The sequence below is a fragment of the Sphaerotilus sp. genome, assembly GCF_031429695.1.
Classification (GTDB): domain Bacteria; phylum Pseudomonadota; class Gammaproteobacteria; order Burkholderiales; family Burkholderiaceae_C; genus Sphaerotilus.
This window is the reverse complement of sequence record NZ_JANPAB010000090.1, coordinates 1-20,424: the sequence shown is the minus strand read 5'-3', so window position 1 is coordinate 20,424 and position 20,424 is coordinate 1. Positions and strand designations below refer to the sequence as shown.

Annotated in this window: 18 protein-coding genes and 1 pseudogene; 8 read left to right on the top strand and 11 right to left on the bottom strand. The window is 67.8% G+C overall.

Annotated features, from left to right (window positions below; translation table 11 throughout):
• Positions 1-40 precede the first annotated feature (40 nt).
• The 11 genes and pseudogenes from RMP06_RS17445 to RMP06_RS21475 form a co-directional block, all read right to left on the bottom strand.
• On the bottom strand, positions 41-610 hold the full coding sequence (locus RMP06_RS17445) for a YcjF family protein (protein ID WP_310463064.1): 570 nt from the start codon (positions 608-610) through the stop codon (positions 41-43).
• Positions 611-798: 188 nt separating this feature from the next.
• Positions 799-1,035 carry a hypothetical protein gene (locus RMP06_RS17440; RefSeq protein WP_310463063.1) on the bottom strand — a complete coding sequence of 79 codons (237 nt, stop codon included), beginning with the start codon at positions 1,033-1,035 and terminating at the stop codon, positions 799-801.
• Positions 1,036-1,057: 22 nt separating this feature from the next.
• Positions 1,058-3,067, bottom strand: coding sequence for an ABC transporter substrate-binding protein (locus RMP06_RS17435; RefSeq protein ID WP_310463062.1), 2,010 nt, complete (start codon positions 3,065-3,067; stop codon positions 1,058-1,060).
• Positions 3,064-3,996, bottom strand: a complete 933-nt coding sequence (locus RMP06_RS17430; RefSeq protein ID WP_310463061.1) for a prohibitin family protein — start codon at positions 3,994-3,996, stop codon at positions 3,064-3,066. The genes RMP06_RS17435 and RMP06_RS17430 overlap by 4 nt, the downstream gene beginning before the upstream one ends.
• A 32-nt stretch (positions 3,997-4,028) precedes the next feature.
• Entirely contained in the window at positions 4,029-5,660 is a 1,632-nt protein-coding gene (locus tag RMP06_RS17425; protein WP_310463060.1) for a cyclic peptide export ABC transporter, read from the bottom strand.
• A complete protein-coding gene (locus tag RMP06_RS17420) occupies positions 5,657-7,354 on the bottom strand; it encodes a cyclic peptide export ABC transporter (RefSeq protein ID WP_310463059.1) in 1,698 nt (565 codons plus the stop codon). Before RMP06_RS17420 ends, RMP06_RS17425 begins: the two co-directional genes overlap by 4 nt.
• 395 nt (positions 7,355-7,749) lie before the next feature.
• Positions 7,750-8,541, bottom strand: coding sequence for a thioesterase II family protein (locus RMP06_RS17415; protein WP_310463058.1), 792 nt, complete (start codon positions 8,539-8,541; stop codon positions 7,750-7,752).
• 10 nt (positions 8,542-8,551) lie between these two features.
• On the bottom strand, positions 8,552-9,343 hold the full coding sequence (locus RMP06_RS17410) for a 4'-phosphopantetheinyl transferase family protein (RefSeq protein ID WP_310463057.1): 792 nt from the start codon (positions 9,341-9,343) through the stop codon (positions 8,552-8,554).
• A gap of 2 nt (positions 9,344-9,345) precedes the next feature.
• Complete coding sequence (locus RMP06_RS17405; protein ID WP_310461412.1) at positions 9,346-9,495, bottom strand: hypothetical protein; 150 nt, start codon at positions 9,493-9,495, stop codon at positions 9,346-9,348.
• A 231-nt stretch (positions 9,496-9,726) separates the two neighbouring features.
• Entirely contained in the window at positions 9,727-10,731 is a 1,005-nt protein-coding gene (locus tag RMP06_RS17400; protein ID WP_310463056.1) for a fibronectin type III-like domain-contianing protein, read from the bottom strand.
• A gap of 28 nt (positions 10,732-10,759) precedes the next feature.
• Positions 10,760-11,206, bottom strand: a pseudogene (locus RMP06_RS21475) (glycoside hydrolase family 3 protein); the annotation flags it as partial.
• On the opposite strand from RMP06_RS21475, the gene RMP06_RS17395 reads away from it, so the two are divergent.
• From RMP06_RS17395 to RMP06_RS17360, 8 genes are all read left to right on the top strand, one after another.
• Entirely contained in the window at positions 11,153-12,613 is a 1,461-nt protein-coding gene (locus RMP06_RS17395; protein WP_409050194.1) for a GMC family oxidoreductase, read from the top strand. The pseudogene RMP06_RS21475 and the gene RMP06_RS17395 overlap by 54 nt on opposite strands.
• Positions 12,614-12,661: 48 nt before the next feature.
• Entirely contained in the window at positions 12,662-14,155 is a 1,494-nt protein-coding gene (locus tag RMP06_RS17390) for an aldehyde dehydrogenase family protein (protein WP_310463055.1), read from the top strand.
• A 3-nt stretch (positions 14,156-14,158) separates the two neighbouring features.
• Complete coding sequence (locus RMP06_RS17385; protein ID WP_310463054.1) at positions 14,159-14,773, top strand: alpha/beta hydrolase family protein; 615 nt, start codon at positions 14,159-14,161, stop codon at positions 14,771-14,773.
• Positions 14,742-15,092, top strand: coding sequence for an alpha/beta hydrolase family protein (locus RMP06_RS17380; RefSeq protein ID WP_310463053.1), 351 nt, complete (start codon positions 14,742-14,744; stop codon positions 15,090-15,092). The genes RMP06_RS17385 and RMP06_RS17380 overlap by 32 nt, the downstream gene beginning before the upstream one ends.
• Positions 15,093-15,354: 262 nt before the next feature.
• On the top strand, positions 15,355-16,941 hold the full coding sequence (locus RMP06_RS17375) for an ATP-binding protein (RefSeq protein WP_310463052.1): 1,587 nt from the start codon (positions 15,355-15,357) through the stop codon (positions 16,939-16,941).
• 63 nt (positions 16,942-17,004) lie between these two features.
• Positions 17,005-19,332 (top strand): phage integrase family protein, encoded by a 2,328-nt coding sequence (locus tag RMP06_RS17370; protein WP_310463074.1) that lies wholly within the window; start codon positions 17,005-17,007, stop codon positions 19,330-19,332.
• Between the two features lie 146 nt (positions 19,333-19,478).
• Positions 19,479-20,177 (top strand): ISL3 family transposase, encoded by a 699-nt coding sequence (locus RMP06_RS17365; RefSeq protein ID WP_310463051.1) that lies wholly within the window; start codon positions 19,479-19,481, stop codon positions 20,175-20,177.
• A 55-nt stretch (positions 20,178-20,232) separates the two neighbouring features.
• The coding region (locus RMP06_RS17360) for a transposase (protein ID WP_310463050.1) at positions 20,233-20,424 on the top strand (192 nt) is incomplete at its 3' end.

Below are 20,424 nucleotides of genomic sequence, written 5' to 3'. Positions count from 1 at the left end.
GCTGATCAGGGCCTCAGGGCGTCATGCGATCAAGCCCTGATCAGGCAGCGACCGGGGTGGCGTCGGCCTTGACCGACTTGACGACCTCGGCGCCTTCCTTGATCTTGGCCTTGAACATCTCCTTGAACTTGAACGGGTCGAAGTTGTCGAAGGTGCCGCCGACCTCGAAGTGCTTGGTCAGCACCTTGCCGGTGGCGTAGGTCACTGCCGCCGCGGTCGCGGACACGCCGGCCGCGCCCGCGATCGAACCCAGGCCCGGCACGGCCTTGGCCAGGCTGGCCAGACCGGACATGGCCAGGGAGGCGCCCGCACCGCTGACCAGCGAGGTCAGCAGCGAGCGCACGATCTTTTCCTTGAAGGGGACGTCGTACAGCTTGCTCAGGCTGTAGGCCATCTTGACCTGGATGCCCATGACGGCGGCCAGGTCGGCCAGCGGCACGGGGATCAGGCTCACGCCGGTGGCGGCGATGACGTGGTTCTTGACGATGTCGTTGGCCAGCAGCAGCCGGTCGGAGCGCACCACGTCGGAAACCAGCATGGGCTCCGGGGTGGCAGGTTCGACCACCGTGGCTTCGGCGTCGATGGTGTTGTTGTCAGCGGTTTGACTCATGGGAAGGTTCTCCAGAGGTTGAGGGGAGAGGGAGTGAAGTTCGGCCGGCTCGCTTGGCGCGGCAGAGGTCGGGGTGGGTTTCTTCTTGCGGATGGACAATCCTTTCGGGGTGGGTGGAGGGAACTGGGGATGTCTTGTTGTCGTTCCGCTCCGCTCCCCTGTCTGCCGCTCCGGATCACCTGGCGCACTCATGGCCCGACCGCGGGGGCAGGGGCAGGGGCCGCCGCCGGCTTGGCCGGCTTCGGCCGTCGTGCAGGCTTGTCCCCGGCCAGCACGAACAGCAGGCCCAGCACGGGCGACATCAGCAGCGAGGCCCACAGGTAGCCCCAGAAGCCCCACCTGCGCCGACGACCAAACGCCGCCACGAGCAAGCTGCCGAGGCAATACAGGAAGGGAAGCACATAAGGGTTCAGGGCAGCGGGCATGGCGGTGGACCGGTGTCGGTGATCAGGGGGTGGAGGGAGTCGAGGCGGGTGGCGCGGCGGACACGGCCGGCGCAGGGGCCGAGGCGGACGACGCGGGCGATGGCATGGCCTCGGGCGCACTGGTCGCATCCGAAGCCGCGGACACCGCCCCCTGCTGGCGTGCCTGCTTGGGCAGCGCAAATGTCGCCGCCACCGGCGGCATCTCTTCGGCAAACAGGTTCAGCAGCGCCGGGTTGCTCTGGTGGCCCAGACTGAGCAGGCGCTGCAGATCGACCTTGACCGCTGGCAGATTGACCAGTGCGCCGATCACGCCGTCCACCGCCTGGCGTGCCACCATGCGCTCGATGTTCTTGACCGCCGGGCCGAAGTAGTCCTGCCGACCCGCCTCATCGACGAACATCGCCAGCCCCGGCGGCATGACGCGGTTGCCCGCTGCACTGATCGCGAAGACCGGCACGGCCACGGCACGCAGCTTCGCGCCGACGGCGACGGTGTCCACGAAGCTCAGGTCATCGAAGCGGGCCAGCATCAGTGCCTGAGGCTGCGACGGCGAGGATGCGGTCAGCGTCTGCAGACACTGGGCCAGATCCTCGTCGAGCGCATCGTCATGCACCACGCAATGTTCGATGGCCACCCCTGCGGTCTTGCCCAGACGCTGCACCTGCGCGGTGACCTCTTCGAGCGTGTCGGGATCGTGCGAGGCGATGATCACTCCCAGGCGCTGCATCGGCAGCAGGCGCCGGGCCATCTCGAACTGCAGCGCCGCGGTCTCTTCGAGCGACGCCTCGGCGCGGAAGGACTGGCTGAACCCCGCGGGCAGCGGCTCGCCGGTCTGGCGCGCCTCGGCCTCGGCGCGTTCGAGCTGGTAGCGCAGGTGCAGCCCCGGCAGCGGCTGCCACTCCCCTCCCAGCAACTGCTGGAACTCGTAGTGCTTGGCCCGCAGCTCGCCATGGGCGTCGAAGGCGTGCAGCCCTGTCACGCCGACCCAGTAAGGCATGAAGTGCAGCGCCGACATCACGGCGGACGTGCGTGTGGTCTTCGCCGACTTGATCGCGCGTGCCAGCAGCATCATCGAGTCGTAGCCCTGCGCGGCGTTGTGGTCCGGCTCGCGTCCGTGGACGGCGCGGAAACGCTCGACGAAGGCGGCGTTGCGCCAGCCCGCCTGGCTGCTGCGGTAGAGCACCGGCGTGATGGTGTTGTTGCCGGCCGGCCCGACCGCGTCCTTGAAGTCACGCGAGTTCAGCGAGTCGATGCCGATGACGGGTACCTGCACGCCGAGTTCACGCAACTGCTGCACCAGGCGCACGCCGGAGGCACTGGAGGCCGACAGGAACACGGCGTCGAACGGCTTGGAGCGCAGTTGTGCCACCAGGCTGCGGTAGTCCTCGTCGGTGGCGATGAACGAAGCCCGGTGCGTCACGCGCACGCCACGCGCCACGGCCGAGTCCTCGAACAGGAAAGCCAGCTCGCGGCTGTAGTCATCGCGTGCGTGCAGCACCGCGACCCGACCGTAGCCGAGCATCGCCGACAGGCTGGCGAGCTGCTCGGCCATCACCGGGCTGCTCGGCGCCATGCGGAAGGTGTACTGGAAATCATGCCCGGTCAGGCTCTTCTTGGTCGCGAAGGGTGGCATGAACACCACCCGGGCCGCCTCGTAGACCAACGAGGCTGGCACCGCCACGCTGGAGCTGCGGTGCCCGAGCACGGCCACCACCCGGTCGTCACCGACCAGACGCTGCACGAGGCGGCTCTCCGAGTCCGCCTCGCTGGTGCCCTGCTCGATGCGCAGTGTCACGCGCCGGCCCAGCAGCTTCTCCGGCCGCTCGTTGAGCTGCTGCACCGCCAGCTCGATCCCCTTGACGTAGTCGGACTGCTGCGGGTCGGCCACGGCGGCGACAACGATGTCGGCCTTCGCATCGAGCGCCTGGCGGTCGCGCGCGTCGGCCAGCGCGGCGTAATCCTCGCCCGGCCAATGGCTCCAGGCGACCAGGCCGGCGGCGGCCACCGCCAGCATCACGATCAGGCGCTTCATGGCGTGACGTTGATCATCAGCTTGCTGTCGCCGGCAGCCCCTGCGGCGCCATGGCCACCGCCGCCGCCCATGATCAGCGTCTTGGCATTCGGCGACTTGGCGAGATCGCGCATGGCCTGGATCTGCTCGCGCTGCAGCACCTTGTCCGTCAGGCTCTCGGCGAGGATGGCGTTGTGCTTCTTCAGCCCTTCCGCCTCGATCGTCAGCCGCTCGGCCTCCTTGCGCGCGGTCTCCATCCGGAACTCGTAGGACTTGAGCATCTCTTCCTGGGTCAGCTTGTCCTCGATGGCCGTCTTGAGCTTGTCGGGGAGCTGGATGCCGCGGATGATGATGTCCTCGACCTGGATGAAGTTGCGCCCTACCTCATCCAGCGCCGCGAGGATGGCGCGCGTGAGCAGCCCGTCCTTGTTGGTGTAGATGTCCTCGGCGACGTACTGGCCGAGCTGCTTGCGCATGACCGATTCGACCTGCGGAATGATCACGCGCTGGGCGTAGTCCGGCCCGATGCGCTGGTGCAGCACGCCCAGCATCTCGACCTCGGGCTGGTAGCGGATCGCCAGCGAGAGCTTCACGCTCAGGCCCTTGGCGGTGAGCACCTCGAACTCGTGCAGCGCGACCTGCTTGCGCGTCTCGTAGGGGTTCATGGTGTTGAGCGGGCTGATGAGGTAGAGGCCCTCGCCGTAGACGTGGTCCACCTCGGTGCCGGAGAACAGCCGGAACAGCACCCCTGCCTGGCCCGGCGGGATGACCACGACGATGCGGTTCCACAGGAAGATCACCAGCAGCAGCAGCAGCAGGTTGGTGACGATGAAAGCGGGGATGTGGTCGTGCAACCAGAGCGACAGGCGCTGGCGGCGTGTCTGTGGCGCCTCGGGCGTGTCAGCCTCGGCGTCTTTCGGGTCGTCGAACCATTCCTGGGGAGCGGTCATGGGGAGCGGTCCTTGCCGAGCGAGCGCTCGTGTCAGGCGACGATGCGGCCATCCTGGAGACGGATGAGCCGGTCGGCGCAGTCGAAGTAGGCGTCGTCATGCGAGACGACGATGACGGTGGTGCCGCGTGCGCGCAACTCGGGCAGCAGCTCGCGGTAGAAGCGCTGGCGGAACCCCGGATCCTGGTCGGCGGCGACCTCGTCCAGGATGCACACCGGCTTGTCGCGCAGCACCGCAACGATGAACGCCAAGCGCTTGCGCTGTCCGGTGGAGAGGGCCGTCTGCGTGAAACGGCCGTCCTCGAAGCGGGTCTTGTGCTCCAGCCCCATCACGGTCAGCCAGCGCTGCACCTCGGCCGGGTCCACGCTCTCCAGCCCGTAGAGCCGATCGAAGAGGTGGAAATCGGTGAAGACGATCGAGAACAGTTCGCGGTATGTCGGGCGCAGGCCGGCGTCCACCGTGGCTCCATCCAGCCGCAGTTCGCCTTCCAGCGGCGCGTACAGCCCAGTGAGCAGCTTGAGCAACGTGGACTTGCCCGAACCGTTGCCGCCGACAATGAAGACGAGTTCACCCCGGTGGATCTCCATCTCGTGTGGTCCCGAGCGGAAGGTGATCTCGCCCGCGGCGTCGGTGTAGTGGAAGCTCACGCCGTGCAGGCCCAGGCGCTCGAAGACCGGTGCTGAAGGGGCATCCGGGTCGATGCCCTCCCCCCCAGCTCGACCATGGGCCGCCGCATCGATCTCGGCCTCCAGCGTGTACAGCCCGGCCACAGCCGCCTCGGCGCGTGCGAGCATCGGCAGTGTGGTGGCGAACATCGTCAGCGGTCCCATCAGGAACAGCACCGTCGAGAGCGTCTGCTCGACCTTGTCGTGGTGGGTCGGCGAGATCTCGGGCAGCACGAACACCAGCACCGCCAGCAGCACATAGAAGATGCCGCTGGAGAACTGCAGGTCATCGACCGTGCGCTGGTTGACTTTGTGGCGAGGCCCATGCGCCTGGCGTGCCCGTGCAGCCAGACCAGTCTGGATCGCCTGACTGCGCGCACGGTTGAGCTTGACCTCCTTGAAGCCCTGCACCAGGTCGCCGAACAGACCGAAGAAAGCGCCTTCGCGCTCGGCCGACAGGCGCATCTCCTCGGTGGTGCGGTGGTAGTTGCGCATGAGCTTCGGGAGCACGACCACGAAGACCAGCGCGACCAGACCGAAGGTGGTCGGGCTCTTCCAGGCCATGTACACGCTGCTCACCGCGAACAGCGCAAGCGACTGCAGGCCGTACAGCGCCTGGGTCATCGCATCCGCGACGAGCCGGGTGTCCTGCTGCAGCGGCGTGAAGTGGCCCGTGCCGGCGTGGCGCTCGACGTAGGCGAGGTCGGCCTGCAGCAGCCGGGTGGACAGGCGGACCCGGACGCGCTCCAGCGCATGCTCGGACGCCGTGAAGCCTGCCCGCAGCGCGCGGCGCAGCCCGCCCAGGTACAGCACCATCGCGACGATGTAGAACACCAGCAGCGCCGTGCGCTTGGCCGTGAATTCCGCCGACTCTGCACCCAGGTTGGCCAGGGCCATCAGCATGCCTTGCCCGGCCCCCGAGAGCGCCACGGCCACCAGCACCGACTGGAGCGGCTGCCCTGATTCACGGCGGTAGAACGCCAGCAGGTGGCCCTTCATGCCGTGTCTCCGGTGATTTCGGCCACCTCTGCGGTGGCTGGGGCCGGCAGCAGCGCCACAGTGCCATGGCGCTCGTCGGCGACGACGCGCCCGGCGTCGAGCCGCAGCAGCCGGTCGGCGCAGTGGAAGTAGGCGTCGTCGTGCGAGACGATCAGCAGCGTGCGGCCCTGCGCCTGGAGTTCCGGCAGCAGTTCCTCGTAGAAGCGTCGCCGGAAGGCCGGGTCCTGGTCGGCCGCCAGCTCGTCGAACAGGCAGATCGGGCGACCTTCGAGCACGGCGGCGATGAAGGCCAGGCGCTTGCGCTGCCCGGTCGAGAGGTCGGTGTGCGTGAAGCGGCCCGCCTCGCAGCGGGTCTTGCCTGTCAGCCCCAGCCGCTCGATCCACGCGTTGACCACCGCGTCATCCACGCCCTCCGGCAGGCCGTAGAGGCGATCGAAGAGATGGAAATCGGTGAAGACGGTCGAGAACAGGCTGCGGTAGGTCTCCAGCGTGCGTGGCTCGACCGGCTCGCCGTCGAGCACGAGCTGACCTTCTTCAGTGGCGTACAGGCCCGTGAGCAGCTTGAGCAGCGTGGACTTGCCCGCGCCATTGCCACCGACGAGAAAGACCGTCTCACCGGCGCGCAGGTTCAGGTCATGCGGGCCTGAGGTGAACAACGGCGTGCCGTCTGCATCGAGGTAGCGCATGCGCACCTGTTCCAGCCGGATTTCGTCGAACTGGCGCAGCGGATCGACCGGGCTGCGGTGGTACGGCTCGATCGCCGCATCCAGCCGGGCTTCAAGGGCGTAGAGGTGGCCGATCCCCGCCTCGATGGCCGCCATGCCGGACAGGCCCTGCGTGACGGTGCCGATCGGCCCGAGGATGTACAGGATGGTGGTCACGAGCTGGTGGGTGGTCTGGCTGCTCTGAGACAGCACGATGGGCAGCAGGAACACCACCGCCATCAGCAGCAGGAACAGCGCGGCGCCCCCGAAGAGGTGGTCGAAGACGGTGGCCAGGTTGACCTGGAGCTTGAGTGCGCGCGACTGCTCGGCGACTTCCACGAGGTGGGCACGCAGGCCATGGCGCTCGCACCGGCTCAACTGCAGTTCCTTGAAGCCTTCCACCACGTCATCGAGCGCGCGCTGGTACTCGACTTCCTTGGCGTGGGCCTGTCCCATCGCTTCCATGATGGCCGGGGTGCGCACCAGCCGCACGCCGATGAAGCCGCTCACGACCAGCACCACGGCCAGGCACGCCAGCGGGGAGAGCCACGCCAGGTACAGCGTCGTGAACACCAGGATGACCATCGCCTGCAGCGTCGTGACGACCTGCTCGCCGGCCTGGGCGATGACCTGGGTGTCCTGCGTCAGTGCCGCGAAACCCGGCAGCCCGCCTGTCTGCTCGATCAGGCGCAAAGGTGAGCGGCGCACCTTGTCGGTCAGCCGCAGCCGCAGCCGCTCGATGGTGCGCTCGACCGCCCCCATGGCCTCCAGCATCGAGCGGCGCTGGGTGTACACGTACAGCGCAAACGCCGCCAAGTAGGCCGCGAAGAGCCGGCCGTCGTGCCCGGATTCATCGCCCGCGTGCGCCGCCGCCACGTTGAGCAGGCCCAGCATCAGCGCGTTGCAGGCCCCCGTCAGCAGCGACATCACCACGATGCGCCGCTTGGGAACGCCTGCCTCTTGCGTCAGGAAACGCTTCAGTTGCTGCATGCCGAGCAATCGCCTTCAAGGCCGCTGCGCACGCAGGGTCACAGGGACAACCGGGCAGGCAAGCAGGGAGGTGCTGGGCAAAAGGTGATACACGGGCAGGGTCCGAGATTGACAATCAGATGTATTGCTGTCAAAGACGGCCTCCCCGGATGGGTGACAAATCTGCCGTTTGTTGCAATTGATTTGTCAAAATCACGCAAAATTGCCTGATCTGATACGACTAAATTGATAACAATTCACTTGACTAAATTCTAAGTGACAAAAATATAAATATCGATTGGAGCGACTTGGTTGTTTCTTCCTGTTTCTTGTTGTGTGACAAGGAGCACGAATCAGGCGTATCCACACTCCCGGTGTTGACAAGCGCCCGTGGCGCACCGATCAGATCGGGCTGCTCAGGTTGGGCTGGTCAGCGCCGCATCCATGAGCAGGCGAGGCTGCTGCCACAGTGCAAAGTGCTCTCCGGGGATGCTCGTGACATGCGCTCCACCTTGGGTGAAGTCAGCCCAGCGCGCTACCTGCTGCGGCGTAGCATGTGCATCCCCGTGCGCAGCCAAGGCCGTGATCGGACAGTCCAGCCGCCGCACGGTATCCGACGGGATCTGGGCCGCTGCGCGCAGGCGTCGCACCAGCCTGAAATCGGCCTTGAGCAGCGGCAGCAGCAGCTCCAGCAACTCCGCGTGCTCGAACACCGCCTCAGGGGTGCCACCCAAGGTGCGGACATAGGCCGCGAACTCGGCATCACTCATCTGGTCCGGATCGACGCCGGTGGAATGGTCCGGGCTGCTGCAGGCAGCCACGACCAGACGCTGGGGAGTCGGCCCGCCCGAGGTCTGCAGACGGCGTGCCAGCGCATGGGCGATCAATCCCCCCATGCTGTAGCCCAGCAGCACGAATGGCCTGTCCAGCCAGGGCTGCACGGCCTGGTGCAGTTCGTCCAGCAAGGTCTGCGGGTCATCGATGAGGGATTCGGCGAAGCGCGCCTCGCGTCCCGGCAACTGGATCGGACACAGGTCGATATCGGCCGGCACCATGTCGAACCAGCCTCGGTAGATCGACGCCGAGCCGCCGGCATACGGCAGGCAGAACAACCTCAGCCTTGGGGACAGGGACAGCCTTGGCATCCACAGCCAGCGCGAGGCACTGGTCATCGACGAGGAGGCAGGACGATGGGAAGGGTTCTTCATGGGGGTGGATTCAGGCCACAGGGGCGGTGGTGGATGTCGGCGCGATCGGCGCCGGGTGATGAATCAGGCGCCAGGACACGGTCTCGCCCGGTTGACGTTCGCACGCCAGGGCCCAGTGATGTGTCTGTCCTTCCAGTGCGCCGTGCAGCCACCCGTGGCGTGACCAGTCCCGCAGCGCAGCCGCCTGTGCCACGCAGGGCCTGGCCTGCCAGCCGCTACCGTCCTCGCTGTGCAGCACTTCCAGGTGATGCGGCGCGATCTGGCTCAATCCAAGCCCCATCGCCTTGAGCACCGCCTCCTTGAGCGTCCAGTGCGTCATCAGGAAGTGCTGCTGCGCCCGCAAGTGGGGCCCGACCTGCTGCCAGCCCTGCTGCTCGTGGGGGCCGAGGATCGACAAGGCCAGTTCCCCGGGCTGTGCCAGCGCGTCGAACCGCTCGATGTCAACCCCCACCTCGCGCCCCCATGCCACCGCCACTGCTGCCCGACCAGCGCAATGCGAGAGGTTGAACCGCAGATCCTGCAGTGTCGGGTGTCGTTGCGGGCACACGGCCGGTTTGCCCCAGGGGCCGCGCACAAAGTGCCATTGCCCCGGCGCCACCACCGCATAGCAGCTCAGCACCCGGCGCAGCAAGCCATGCGCCTGGATGAACAGTACCCGATCGGCTGTGCGGCGAAAGCGCAGCGCCCGGGCCGACTCGTCGCCAGACAGCAAGGCGAGATCGTCCTCGCACTCCGTGGTGACCGGCAGCAGGTGCAGGTCGAGCTGTCCTCGCTCCAGGTCCAGACACGAAAGTGCAGGCACGGTCACTGCGCCCTGGCACCGGACTCGGTCAGGGCGACGGCGAGACCGAACTTGCCCACGCAGCAGGAGCCCTCGCCCCGCCCTTCGGAACGGGCCTGCAGTCCGATGGGCAGCTTGCGGCGGGGCAGTGCGACGGCAGCGGCGGTGCTCATGGCCAGCAGTGTAGTTGCGGGTCTGGGCAGCGGGCCACCGCCGACATGGCTTGGCTGTTCAACATTCATCCTCGACAGTGGCCAGGCTGGTGGTGCGCAGCCATTCTTGAATTCCGAATTCTGGGCCGCCCCCTTACCCCCTCCATTCCTGTTGAGATCGACATCGCCACAGTCAAACGCATCCCCAGGATGGTCTGGAAGTCGCGTTCGGTCACCTTGATCACCTCGGCTTCATGGATGACCGCCTCGGCTTCGCGCAGCAGCTTGGTCTTGGCCTCCGGTGTCATGCGCAGGCTCATGCTTGGCGTGCGTTTTTTCAGAAGTCTGCAGCGGCACGAAGAGGCAGCGGAGCCCCTCGATCCAATGGCCGTTGATCAGGTGAACCAGTCCATCAACGGCCCGTTCGCTCAGCTTGCCCTGACTCATGAGCCCGAGGCTGCGCAGTGGCATGTCCAGGAGGATGGCGTCCATCATGTTCAAGGTCTCGGCGTCGCCGTCCGCACCGACCACCTTCCGGCCTTCGCGTTGTGCGCCCCACACCAGAACCCGCCCCACCCAAGCACTGCGGATGTCCCGCAAGGTCGAGTTCGGGGTGTGCTCCGCGCCGGGATCGACATCGTGCGCAGGCAGCGCCCGCCCCAGCAACCGGGCGAAAGGGCCTTCGGGCGACCGATCCGAGAACGACATCGTTGCCGGGCGGAAATACTCCGGCACCCGGTCTGCGAGCGTCCTTGCCCAGGTGGACAGCCCATCGCCATGGTCGAACCGGACGGCCGCACGCAGCCGGATGTCCGCCGACGAGGCGCCGACCAGAATGTCGAAATCGCCTGCCTCGACCGCCCAGGCGCCGGCACCGCTGTCCCAGAAGGCAAAGGCGCGGCGGTCCAGCCACAGCGTCACCGTGGTGGACTGCCCCGGCGCCAGCCAGACCTTCGCAAAGCCCTTGAGTTCCTTGGTCGGGCGGAACACGCTGCTGACACGGTCGTGTACATAGAGCTGCACGACTTCGCTGGCAGGCACGGCCCCGACGTTTCGGAGCCCCAGCGTCACGCGCATCGGGGCGTCTGCGTCCGGTGCGGTTGATCCGGGCGGCGCCTCGACACGCAGGTCGGCATACACGAAGCGGCTGTAGCTCAGGCCGTGGCCGAAGGGAAACAGCACCGCCCGGTCGGCCGAGTCGTAGTAGCGGTAGCCGACATACACCGATTCGGCGTAGGCACACTCTGTGCGTTCCACCTGGGAAGTTGGCACGACAGGGCTCGGCCTCCAGGCTGGCGGGAAAGGTCTCGGCCAGCTTGCCACTTGGTGAGACCTTGCCGGTCAGCAGATCGGCCACGGCGCCGCCCCAGGCCTGCCCGCCCAGGTAACACTCCAGCACGGCGTTCACGCGCGCCAGCCAGGGCATCGTGACGGGCGCGCCATTGCTCAGGACCACCACCGTGGCGGGGTTGACTTCGGCCACGGCGGCAATGAGCGCGTTGTGGCTGGCGGGCATGTCCAGGCTGGTGCGGTCGAAGCCTTCGGACTTGACCTTCTCCGGCAGATCGGCAAAGACCAGCACGATGTCGGCACGCTGCGCCAGTAACTGTCGGCCGATCCCGCCTGCCGCGTCCTGCTGCTCGAAAGCGGCCCGCCCGACCGCAGCCCCTTGATTCACATGCCGCGCGGCATTGGCAAGTTGCTGGCGCCGCCCAACCCGTATCTGTGGCATCACCGCGCCGGGCAAGGTCCGCGCACCGCCGGTGGCGGCCAGGAAGACTGGTTCAAGGGCCGGACCCTGGGGGGATCGAGTTCCGTCAATGGCATGGTCTGGATGCGTGGTCTGCCGTCGGAATACGACGACTGGGAAGCGATGGGCTGCACCGGCTGGGGCTGGGCCGACATCGGCCGCCGCTACCGCGCCATGGAAGACCATCCGCTCGGCGCGGGTGCCGATCGGGGCACCGGCGGGCCGCTGAAACTGTCGATCCACCCCCCGGATCACCCGATGTACGAGGCGATCCTGACCGCCTGCGAACAGGCGGGCGTGCCGCGGGTGGCCGATGTGAACGCTGCGCCGCAAGGCGGCATGGGCTACCAGCCGCGCACGGTCTTCGCCGGTCGGCGCGTGAGCGCGGCCACTGCCTTTCTCGACCCGGTGCGGGCACGGCCCAACCTGAGCATTCGCACCGGTGCGCATGTGCAACGCATCGCGTTCGACGGCCAGCGCGCCGTCGGCGTCGTGCTGCGCGAAGGCGCGGGCGAGGTGGTGCTGCGGGCGCGGCGCGAGGTCATCCTGTCGGCCGGGGCGATCCAGAGCCCCAAGCTGCTGCAACTGTCGGGTGTCGGGCCGGGGTTGCTGCTGCAGAGCCTGGGCATCCCCGTGGTGGCCGATGCGCCGGACGTGGGCGAGCAACTGCTGGAACACCGCTGCATCATGGTGCAGGTGCGCCTGCGCGGTGGCAGCCTGAACCAGGAGTTCCAGGGCTGGCGCCTGGGCAAGAACCTGCTGCGCTACGCCCTGCGCCACGACGGGCCGATGACACTCGCCGCGCATGAACTCTGCGGTCTGGTCAAAACCCGGCCCGACCTGCCGCGCCCCGACGCAGAACTGGGCATCGGCCTGTACTCGATCCAGGTCGATGACAAGGGCAAGATCGCCATCGAAGACGAGCCTGGCATGACCTGGGTCGGCTACCCCACGCAGCCCGACAGCCGCGGCTCGGTGCGCATCACCTCCAGGGATCCCGACACCGAGCCTGCCATCCACGCCAACTACCTGCACACCGCGCGCGACCGCCGCCACGCGGCCGACCTGGTGCGGGTGATGCGCCGCATGCTGGCCCAACCGGCGCTGGCGGCCCGCGTCGTGGCCGAAACCCAGCCCGGCCCCAGCAGCCAGAGTGACGACGAGCTGGTCGCCGCCTACCTGAAATTCGGCTCCAGCACCTTCCATGTGGCCGGCACCTGCCGCATGGGCGCCGACGCGGGCTCGGTGGTGGACCCGCAACTGCGCGTGCGCGGGGTGCAGGGCCTGCGTGTGGTCGATACCTCCGTCATGCCCACGCTGATCTCCGGCAACACCAACGGCCCGGCGATGGCGATGGCCAAACGCGCCGCCGAACTCATTCGCGCTTGAACCCAGCATCCGACACGCAACACGCACCACCCAAGACCGAGAAACCCCATGTCGATTCCCCACACCCATTTCGACGGCCTGTTCATCGACGGCGCCTGGGTCAGCCTCAGCGCCGGCCAGCATGAAGACGTGATCAACCCGGCCACCGAAGAGCCGATCGGCCGCGCGCCGGTCGGCACCCTCTCCGAAGCCCGCGCGGCCATCGCCGCCGCGCGCCGTGCCTTTGACACTGGCCCCTGGCCGCGCCTGCCGCAGGCAGAGCGCACCGCCATGGTGCGGCGCATGCATGCGACCTTGCTGCGCCGCGCCGAACAGGTGATCCCGATGATGGTGGCCGAGGGCGGCTTCACGCTGCCGCTGGCGCATGCGATGCAGTTCCAGCGGCCGATGGAGCTGTTCGCGGCGGCGCTGGAGCGGTCACTCCAGCCGTCGAGCCGTGCGCTGCCGGTCGAGACCGCGATGAACCCGTTCAACCCCGCGGGCGCCGCCCTGATCGGCGCGGGCACCGTGGTGCGCGAGCCCGCCGGCGTCGTCACCGCCATCACGGCCTACAACGCGCCGCTGCTGATCAACCTGTCGAAGCTGGTGCCCGCGCTGCTGGCGGGCTGCACCGTGGTCCTGAAGCCGTCGGCCTACACGCCGTTCTCGGCGCTGCTGTTTGGCGAGTTGGCGCTGGAGATCGGGCTGCCGCCCGGGGTGCTGAACATCGTCACGGGGGACGCCGAGGTGGCGCGTCTGCTGACAAGCGACGCCGACGTCGACATGGTCACCTTCACCGGTTCCGAAGGCGTGGGCGCGGCCATCCTGGCGCAGGCCGCACCCACCATCAAGAAGGTGCTGCTCGAACTGGGCGGCAAGTCCGCGCTGATCGTGCGCGCCGATGCCGACGTGCAGAAGGCGGCCATGGAAGGTGTCTTCCAGATTGCCAACCACTGCGGTCAGGGGTGCGCACTGGCCACCCGGCACATCGTGCACAACAGCATCCGGCCCGCCTACGTGGCGACGATGCAGGCCATCGCCGAGCAGATCGTGATCGGCAACCCCGCCGATCCGCGCACCCAGCTCGGCCCGCTGATTCGCGCGGCCTCGCGCGACAAGGTCGAGCGCATGGTGCAGCAGGGCCGCGACGAAGGCGCCCGGCTGGTCTGCGGCGGCACACGGCCAGCGCACATGCAACGCGGCTTTTTCTACGACGTGACGGTGTTCGACGACGTGGACAACCGCATGCGCATTGCCCAGGACGAGATCTTCGGCCCGGTGGCCAGCGTGATCGGATTCGACACCGACGACGAGGCGGTGCGCATGGCCAACGACAGCCGATACGGCCTGTACGGCGGCATCCATTCGCGCGACCCGGCCAAGGCCTGGGAGATGGCGCTGCAACTGCGAACCGGCGGCGTCATCATCAACGGCGGTCTCTACCGCCAGAACGACGCGCCCTTCGGCGGCTACAAGCGCAGCGGCCTGGGCCGCGAATACGGCGACGGCTGGTTGCACGAGTACACGCAGGAAAAGGCCATCGTCTACCCGATTGGTCTCTGAGCGATGCCACGCTGGCTCAGCGTCACTGTTGCCGCAGTGCTGGGGTTGACCAGCGTCGGCGGATGGTTCTTCTACTCGCCGATGCCGGCGGCCTCGCCAGCGGCTGCCGACAGCCGCACTGTCATGGTTGGTGGGCGCGAGCGCAGCTTTCTGGTGGTCGCACCGCCCGCGGTCCAGGCCGGCGCGCCGGTGCTGATCGTGCTGCACGGCTCGCTGATGGACGGCGGGAAGATGCGCGGCATGCTCGGCCCGCGCTTCGAGCGACTGGCGCGCCAGCACGGCGCCGTGGTGGTCTACCCGAGCGGGATCGAAGGCCACTTCAACGACGGCCGCCTGGTGGCCTCATACAGCGCACGCACCTTGAACATCGATGACGTGGGCTTCATGCGCGCGATCGTCGGTGCGCTGGCGGCGTCGAATGCCGTCGATCGCACACGGGTGTTCGCCTTCGGCTACTCCAATGGCGGTGCGCCTCGCCTCGGAGGCATCCGATCTGGTGGCCGGCATCATCGTCGCCAATGCCAACGTCCCGACACCCGACAACATGGGCTGGACGCTGGCGCCTGCAGCGGCGGCGACCAAGGTCGTGCTGCTCGAAGGCACAGACGATCCGATTAACCCCTACGGCGGCGGGCGCGTCACGATTTTCGGTTTCGGTGACCGCGGCACCGTGCTGTCAGCGCCCGCCAGTGCGCGCTGGTTCAGGCAGCGTGCCGGGCTGGCGGCCGATCCGGTGGCCGATGTCACGCGCCGCATCGGCGATCTCGACGTCCACCAGCAGGACTGGGGCGCACCGACGCGGGTGCGCCTGGTCACGATGCAGGGTGCGGGCCACACCGTGCCTCAGCCGGACTACCGTTTCCCGAAATTTCTGGGGGCCACTGTTCAGACCGATTCGATCCTGGATGAGGCCTGGGGGATGTTGAACGGCCGGTGACGTGGATGGGAACTGGGCCGCCCTGGGTTATGAGGAGGAATTTTCTCTATCAACCAGCATCCTGATAACTACCCTTCTCAGGGCGTCAGAAAAATGGGTTCATCGCGCACCTGCCAGATTGACAGGGTGCTTTTTGAGCCCCGCAAAGGCGGCTCGGCCTCGGCCCCCCGACCAGCCGACGTGACAGGCATTGAGCACTCTCGGCGCGACTTCCCGGCTTGGGCAGTGTCTCGCCAGCGGCCCGCCCTACTACACTTGCCCCATGACCCCCGCCGCCCCCGCACTGCCCCGCAAGAAGCTGCCCGTGGGCATCCAGACCTTCGCCAAACTGCGCGACGAGGACTGCTACTACGTGGACAAGTCGGGGCTGGCGATCGACCTGATCGAGTCGGGTTCGTACTTCTTCCTCAGCCGCCCCCGGCGCTTCGGCAAGAGCCTGCTGGTCGACACGTTCAAGGAACTCTTCGAGGGCAACCGCGCGCTGTTCGAGGGCCTGGCCGCCGAGACACGCTGGGACTGGTCCCGGCGCCATCCGGTCATCCGCATCAGCTTCGCCGATGGCATGCTCAAGAGCCGGACTGAACTGGACCGGCGCATCCAGAGCAACCTGCGCCGCAATCGCGCCGCCTTGGGTCTGCCCCGTCCGGCCGACATCGACCCTGACGACACGGCCGATGACCTGGCCGACCTGATCGAGCAGGCCCACCTGAAGCAGGGGGCGCCGGCGGTGGTGCTGGTCGACGAGTACGACAAGCCCATTCTGGACAACATCACCGATCCGGCCCGGGCCGTCGAGATGCGCGACGGGCTGCGCAACCTGTACTCGGTGCTCAAGGGGGCCGACCCGCACCTGAAGTTCGTGTTCCTGACGGGGGTGTCCAAGTTCAGCAAGGTCAGCCTGTTCTCGGGGCTGAACAACCTGCAGGACATCACGCTGGACGCCCGCTGGAGCGCGCTGTGCGGCTACACCGACCACGACATCGACACCGTCTTCGCGCCGGAGCTGCCGGGGCTGGACCGCGACGAGATCCGGCGCTGGTACAACGGCTACAACTGGCGCGGTGTGGGCATCTACAACCCGTTTGATGTGCTGCTGCTGTTCGACACCCGGGAGTTCAAGGCCCACTGGTTCGACACGGGCACGCCCACCTTCCTGGTCAAGCTGCTGGCCGAGCAGTCCTGGTTCACGCCCGATCTGGCGCGATTGAAGGCCGACGAGATGGAGCTGCTGAGCTTCGAGGTCGAGCAGATCGGCGCGGTGGCCCTGCTGTTCCAGGCCGGCTACCTGAGCGTGCATGCGGTCGAGGAGACCGAGACGCGGGAGCTGATCTACACGCTGGGCTACCCGAACCGGGAAGTGGAGATGAGCCTCAACCGGGTGCTGCTGCCCGGCTATGGCGTGCCGGGGCGGGCCGCTTCGCTCAACCGACAGACCCTGCTCAAGGCGCTGCGCGAGCGGGACTGGATCGCCATGGAAACGACGCTGAGAGCGCTGTTCGCCAGCATCCCGAGCGACTGGTACAGGAAGAACACGCTGGCAGGGTTCGAGGGGCACTACGCGAGCGTGTTCTACAGCCACCTGGCCGGGCTGGGGCTGGACCTGCGGGTCGAGGATGCGACCAACCACGGGCGCATCGACCTGACCGTGGTCCAGCAGGAACAGGTGTTCCTGTTCGAGTTCAAGGTGGTGGCGGATGAGCCCGAAGGCCATGCGCTGCGGCAGATCCGCGACAAGGGCTACGCCGAGAAGTACCTGGGCCAGGGTGCGGACGTCCATCTGATCGGTGTCGAGTTCAGTCGGACGGCGCGCAATGTCGTCGGCTTCGAGGTCGAGACCCTCGCCGGGTGATCGTGCCCGTCCGCAGGCAAAGACGCAGGTGAAGACCGGTTGAAGGAGGCTGGTTTGAACGCCATGAACGCCACCGAGGCCACGAAGGCGCAAGAAAGCCGCCCGCGCGGCCGTCCACGCGGCACCCAGACCCGGCTGCTGCACGAACACGCTGGCCACCTCGGGCGTCACCACTTCGCGTTCCTGCGCGCGCTGCTCGATGGCGTCGAGCTGGAGCAGGCCTGGACGCGCTACCTCGCGTTCTCGGGCGGCCCGAGCGACCGGCGGCATTTTGTCAGCCGCCTGCGCCAGGTGGTCGAAGCGATCGAACACGCGGGGGCGCGGCGGGCATGTATGGTCGAGCTGGCGGTGGCGCTGCCGGCGCTGAGCGCGCTGCCGGACTTCGTGCCCACCCGGGGGGCACGACGTGCCCCCTTGTCGCAAACAGCCACGGCCTTCACCGCCACCGCCGCCCCCTCCCTGGACGACTGGCGGTCCGCACAGTGCGGCGCCTCGGGCATCGACGAGGATTTTTATACGCAGGCCGAGTGGGTTGACCTCTATGGGGAGGCGTTCGGCCACGCACCGCCAGCGTCGGCGTCGGCATCGATGCCCGCTCTCGCCCTCTCGGCCACGGCACACGCCCACCTGGCCGAGACCGCTCACCCCGAAGTGAATCCGCGTCTGACCTCGGCGCAGCGCCGCGCCGTGATCGACGCACTGGCGACCCTGGAGCGCGTGCTGGCCCGCGAAGCGCGGCTGGACGACGAGACCGGGTTCTGGCTGGGCGCGGGCCTGCCGCGCGAACTGGCCCGGGTGGGGGTGCAGTCGCTGGGCGATCTGGTGCGCTACATCAACCTGCAGGGCTTTCGTTGGCACCGCACGGTGTCGCGGCTGGGCGCGGTGCGCGCCACGCGGCTCGTGGCGTGGCTCGTGCCTATCGCGCAGCAGGGCGATCAGGCGCTTCTGGACTCGGCACTCCGGCCCGAGAGCGACCTCGCACGACTGCGCCAGCGCGACCTGGCACGTGCGCCGGTGACGGATCTGGCTGCTCTGGCCGGCGGCACGGATCCTCTGATGCCGGTCGCGGTCCCGGTCATGGACATGGCCCTCCCGGATGCGCTCTCCGGACGCGACGGCCTGTTCCGCTCGCCCGACACCAACGTCTGGGGCGCACAGACCGACGTGCAGGCCATCCAGCAGTGGCTGAGTCGCTACCAGGGCCAGACCCGGCGCGACTACGCCCGCATCGCCGAGCGGTTCTACCGCTGGTGCCTGCAGGTGCGGCGCACCGCGCTGTCTTCGCTGCAGGAGCCAGACATCCAGGCCTACCAGGCGTTTGTCTCAGCGCCACCAGCCGACTGGGTGCAGCCGCGCAAGGTACGGCGGGAAGACGCCGCGTGGCGGCCGTTCCGGGGGCCGCTGGGGCGCAACAGCCAGCGCCACGAGTTCGCGGTGCTGGGCGGGCTGTTCGCGGCGATGCACGACAAGGGTTACCTGCGCGCCAACGCGATGTCCGGCCTGGGCCGCACGCTGGGGCTAGTAAAACCCAGCATCGATGTGCGACGTTCGCTGAACGAGGCCCAGTGGTCGTTCGCGATGGTGGTGCTGCGGGAGCGGCCGGACACGCCGGCGCGGCGGCGGCTGCAGTTGCTGCTCGACCTCGCGAGCACGACGGGGCTGCGGCTGTCGGAGCTGGCGACGACCCGGATGAAGGGTTTGCGGCAGGAACTGGTGGACGGGGAATCCGCGTGGCTGCTGGACGTGATCGGCAAGGGCGGCAAGCTGCGCACGGTGATGGTGTTCGACGACATCAAGGCGTTGATGGAGCAGCACCACGCGGACATGGACGCTGCCAGGGTGGGGTTCGAGGACGCCGTGGAGCGGGTGCAGGTGCCCAACAGCCGGCCGACCACGGCCGCGGGCGAGCGCATGGCCTCGGGCGACCAGGAGGCAGATGCCGTGGCGTCAACGGGCGGCGCGCTTCAAGATGCCTTGCGCGCCGAACACCTGCAGGCGTGGCGGCCCCTGATCGGGATTCTGCGGCGTCCGCCGCCGAGGCGGGATCTGGACGCGCGCGGGGTGCCGTTCGTGGACCGGGAGCAGCCCTCGCAGGCCGATCGGTATGGCGCGCTGGAGCGCTCGGCGATCTACCGGCTGCTGCGGCGCTTTTTTACGGACGTGGCGAACGCGGCGGCCACGCGCGAGGGGGCACCTCCCGCGGCCGAGTTCTTGAAAGCTTCGACCCACTGGCTGCGCCACACCTTCGCCAACGAGGCGATCAAGCAGATGCAGCCACAGGTGCTGCAGAGCCTGCTGGGGCACTCGGACCTGCGGGTGACCTCGGTGTACGTCAAGGCGCAGGCGGCCGACCTCGTGCGCGGCATGCGGGCCCTGCCTCGCAAGCGCTGAGTCGAGCTATCGCGAGCAGTGTTGCCCCTGGTTGTTGGCGCCGGACCAAATCTGGGTCTTCCGCATTTTGTGTTGCGTCACCCATAGGGCGTAGAAAGGCGCAGACTGGGTCGCTGGCAGCGACGGCGCAGCCGAAAGGCAATGCCATGCTGGTGGTCCCCATGCTGTCTGAAGCCTTGGCGGTCATCGATCACCAGGTTCTGGGCTGGCACCTCGCCGGCCCACGACTGGTCTTCCAGATCGGCTCCACAGCCCGCAGGCCCTGCTGCCCACGGTGTCACAACTCGCGCGTGCGGCGGCATGGTCATTACCAGCGACACCCATCGGACCTGCCCAGCTTCGGCACGCCGGTGACGCTGGACGTTGAAGTGCGCCGATGGCGCTGCATGGCCCCGGGCTGTGGTGGACACACCTTCAGCGACTCAATGGGCTCGTTCGTCCAGCCGCGCAGTCGCTACAGCGTGCGCAGCCGGGTGGCCCTGGAACACCTGGGTTGCACCTCGGGTGGCCAGGCTGGAGCCCGGCTGTCATGGTCGCTGGGCCTGAGGGCTGGCGCCGACACGATCCTGCGAGCTGTGCACGCCCTGCCACCGCCGGCCATCGGTGAGCCCCTGGTGGTGGGCATTGACGATTGGGCGCTGGCGCGGGGTCACCACTACGGCACGATCTTCGTGGACCTGCAGCAGCACCGCCCTCTGGATCTGATCGCCGGCCGCGAGATGACAGAAGTGCGGGACTGGCTGGCACAACACCCGGGAATCCGCGTGGTCGCGCGTGACAGAGCCGGCGCCTACGGACAGGCCACCCGGCAGGCTCTGCGTGAGCGAACAGCCATCCCCCCTTGAATGAGCCTGTTCGGTCCGAGACGATGGTGTCCACCTGAACTGACTGGTGGAGACCATGAACGAGCCAAGCTTGATCCGAAGAAAGCACAGCGCCGAGTTGAAGGCGCGGGTGCTGAGCGAGTGCCGGGAGCCGAGGGCGTCGATCGCGGCGGTGGCATTGGCTCACGGTCTGAACGCCAATCTGGTGCGCAAGTGGCTGGTGGGGCGAGGGCTGGGGCGCCCGAGCCTTGATCCGGCCGAGTTGGAG

What these genes read in the sequence shown, in the direction of transcription:
- RMP06_RS17445 (WP_310463064.1), bottom strand. Translation starts at nt 610, where the DNA reads ATGAGTCAAACCGCTGACAACAACACCATCGACGCCGAAGCCACGGTG.
- RMP06_RS17440 (WP_310463063.1), bottom strand. Translation starts at nt 1,035, where the DNA reads ATGCCCGCTGCCCTGAACCCTTATGTGCTTCCCTTCCTGTATTGCCTC.
- RMP06_RS17435 (WP_310463062.1), bottom strand. Translation starts at nt 3,067, where the DNA reads ATGAAGCGCCTGATCGTGATGCTGGCGGTGGCCGCCGCCGGCCTGGTC.
- RMP06_RS17430 (WP_310463061.1), bottom strand. Translation starts at nt 3,996, where the DNA reads ATGACCGCTCCCCAGGAATGGTTCGACGACCCGAAAGACGCCGAGGCT.
- RMP06_RS17425 (WP_310463060.1), bottom strand. Translation starts at nt 5,660, where the DNA reads ATGAAGGGCCACCTGCTGGCGTTCTACCGCCGTGAATCAGGGCAGCCG.
- RMP06_RS17420 (WP_310463059.1), bottom strand. Translation starts at nt 7,354, where the DNA reads ATGCAGCAACTGAAGCGTTTCCTGACGCAAGAGGCAGGCGTTCCCAAG.
- RMP06_RS17415 (WP_310463058.1), bottom strand. Translation starts at nt 8,541, where the DNA reads ATGAAGAACCCTTCCCATCGTCCTGCCTCCTCGTCGATGACCAGTGCC.
- RMP06_RS17405 (WP_310461412.1), bottom strand. Translation starts at nt 9,495, where the DNA reads ATGAGCACCGCCGCTGCCGTCGCACTGCCCCGCCGCAAGCTGCCCATC.
- RMP06_RS17395 (WP_409050194.1), top strand. Translation starts at nt 11,153, where the DNA reads ATGCCGCGCGGCATTGGCAAGTTGCTGGCGCCGCCCAACCCGTATCTG.
- RMP06_RS17390 (WP_310463055.1), top strand. Translation starts at nt 12,662, where the DNA reads ATGTCGATTCCCCACACCCATTTCGACGGCCTGTTCATCGACGGCGCC.
- RMP06_RS17385 (WP_310463054.1), top strand. Translation starts at nt 14,159, where the DNA reads ATGCCACGCTGGCTCAGCGTCACTGTTGCCGCAGTGCTGGGGTTGACC.
- RMP06_RS17375 (WP_310463052.1), top strand. Translation starts at nt 15,355, where the DNA reads ATGACCCCCGCCGCCCCCGCACTGCCCCGCAAGAAGCTGCCCGTGGGC.
- RMP06_RS17370 (WP_310463074.1), top strand. Translation starts at nt 17,005, where the DNA reads ATGAACGCCACCGAGGCCACGAAGGCGCAAGAAAGCCGCCCGCGCGGC.
- RMP06_RS17365 (WP_310463051.1), top strand. Translation starts at nt 19,479, where the DNA reads ATGCTGGTGGTCCCCATGCTGTCTGAAGCCTTGGCGGTCATCGATCAC.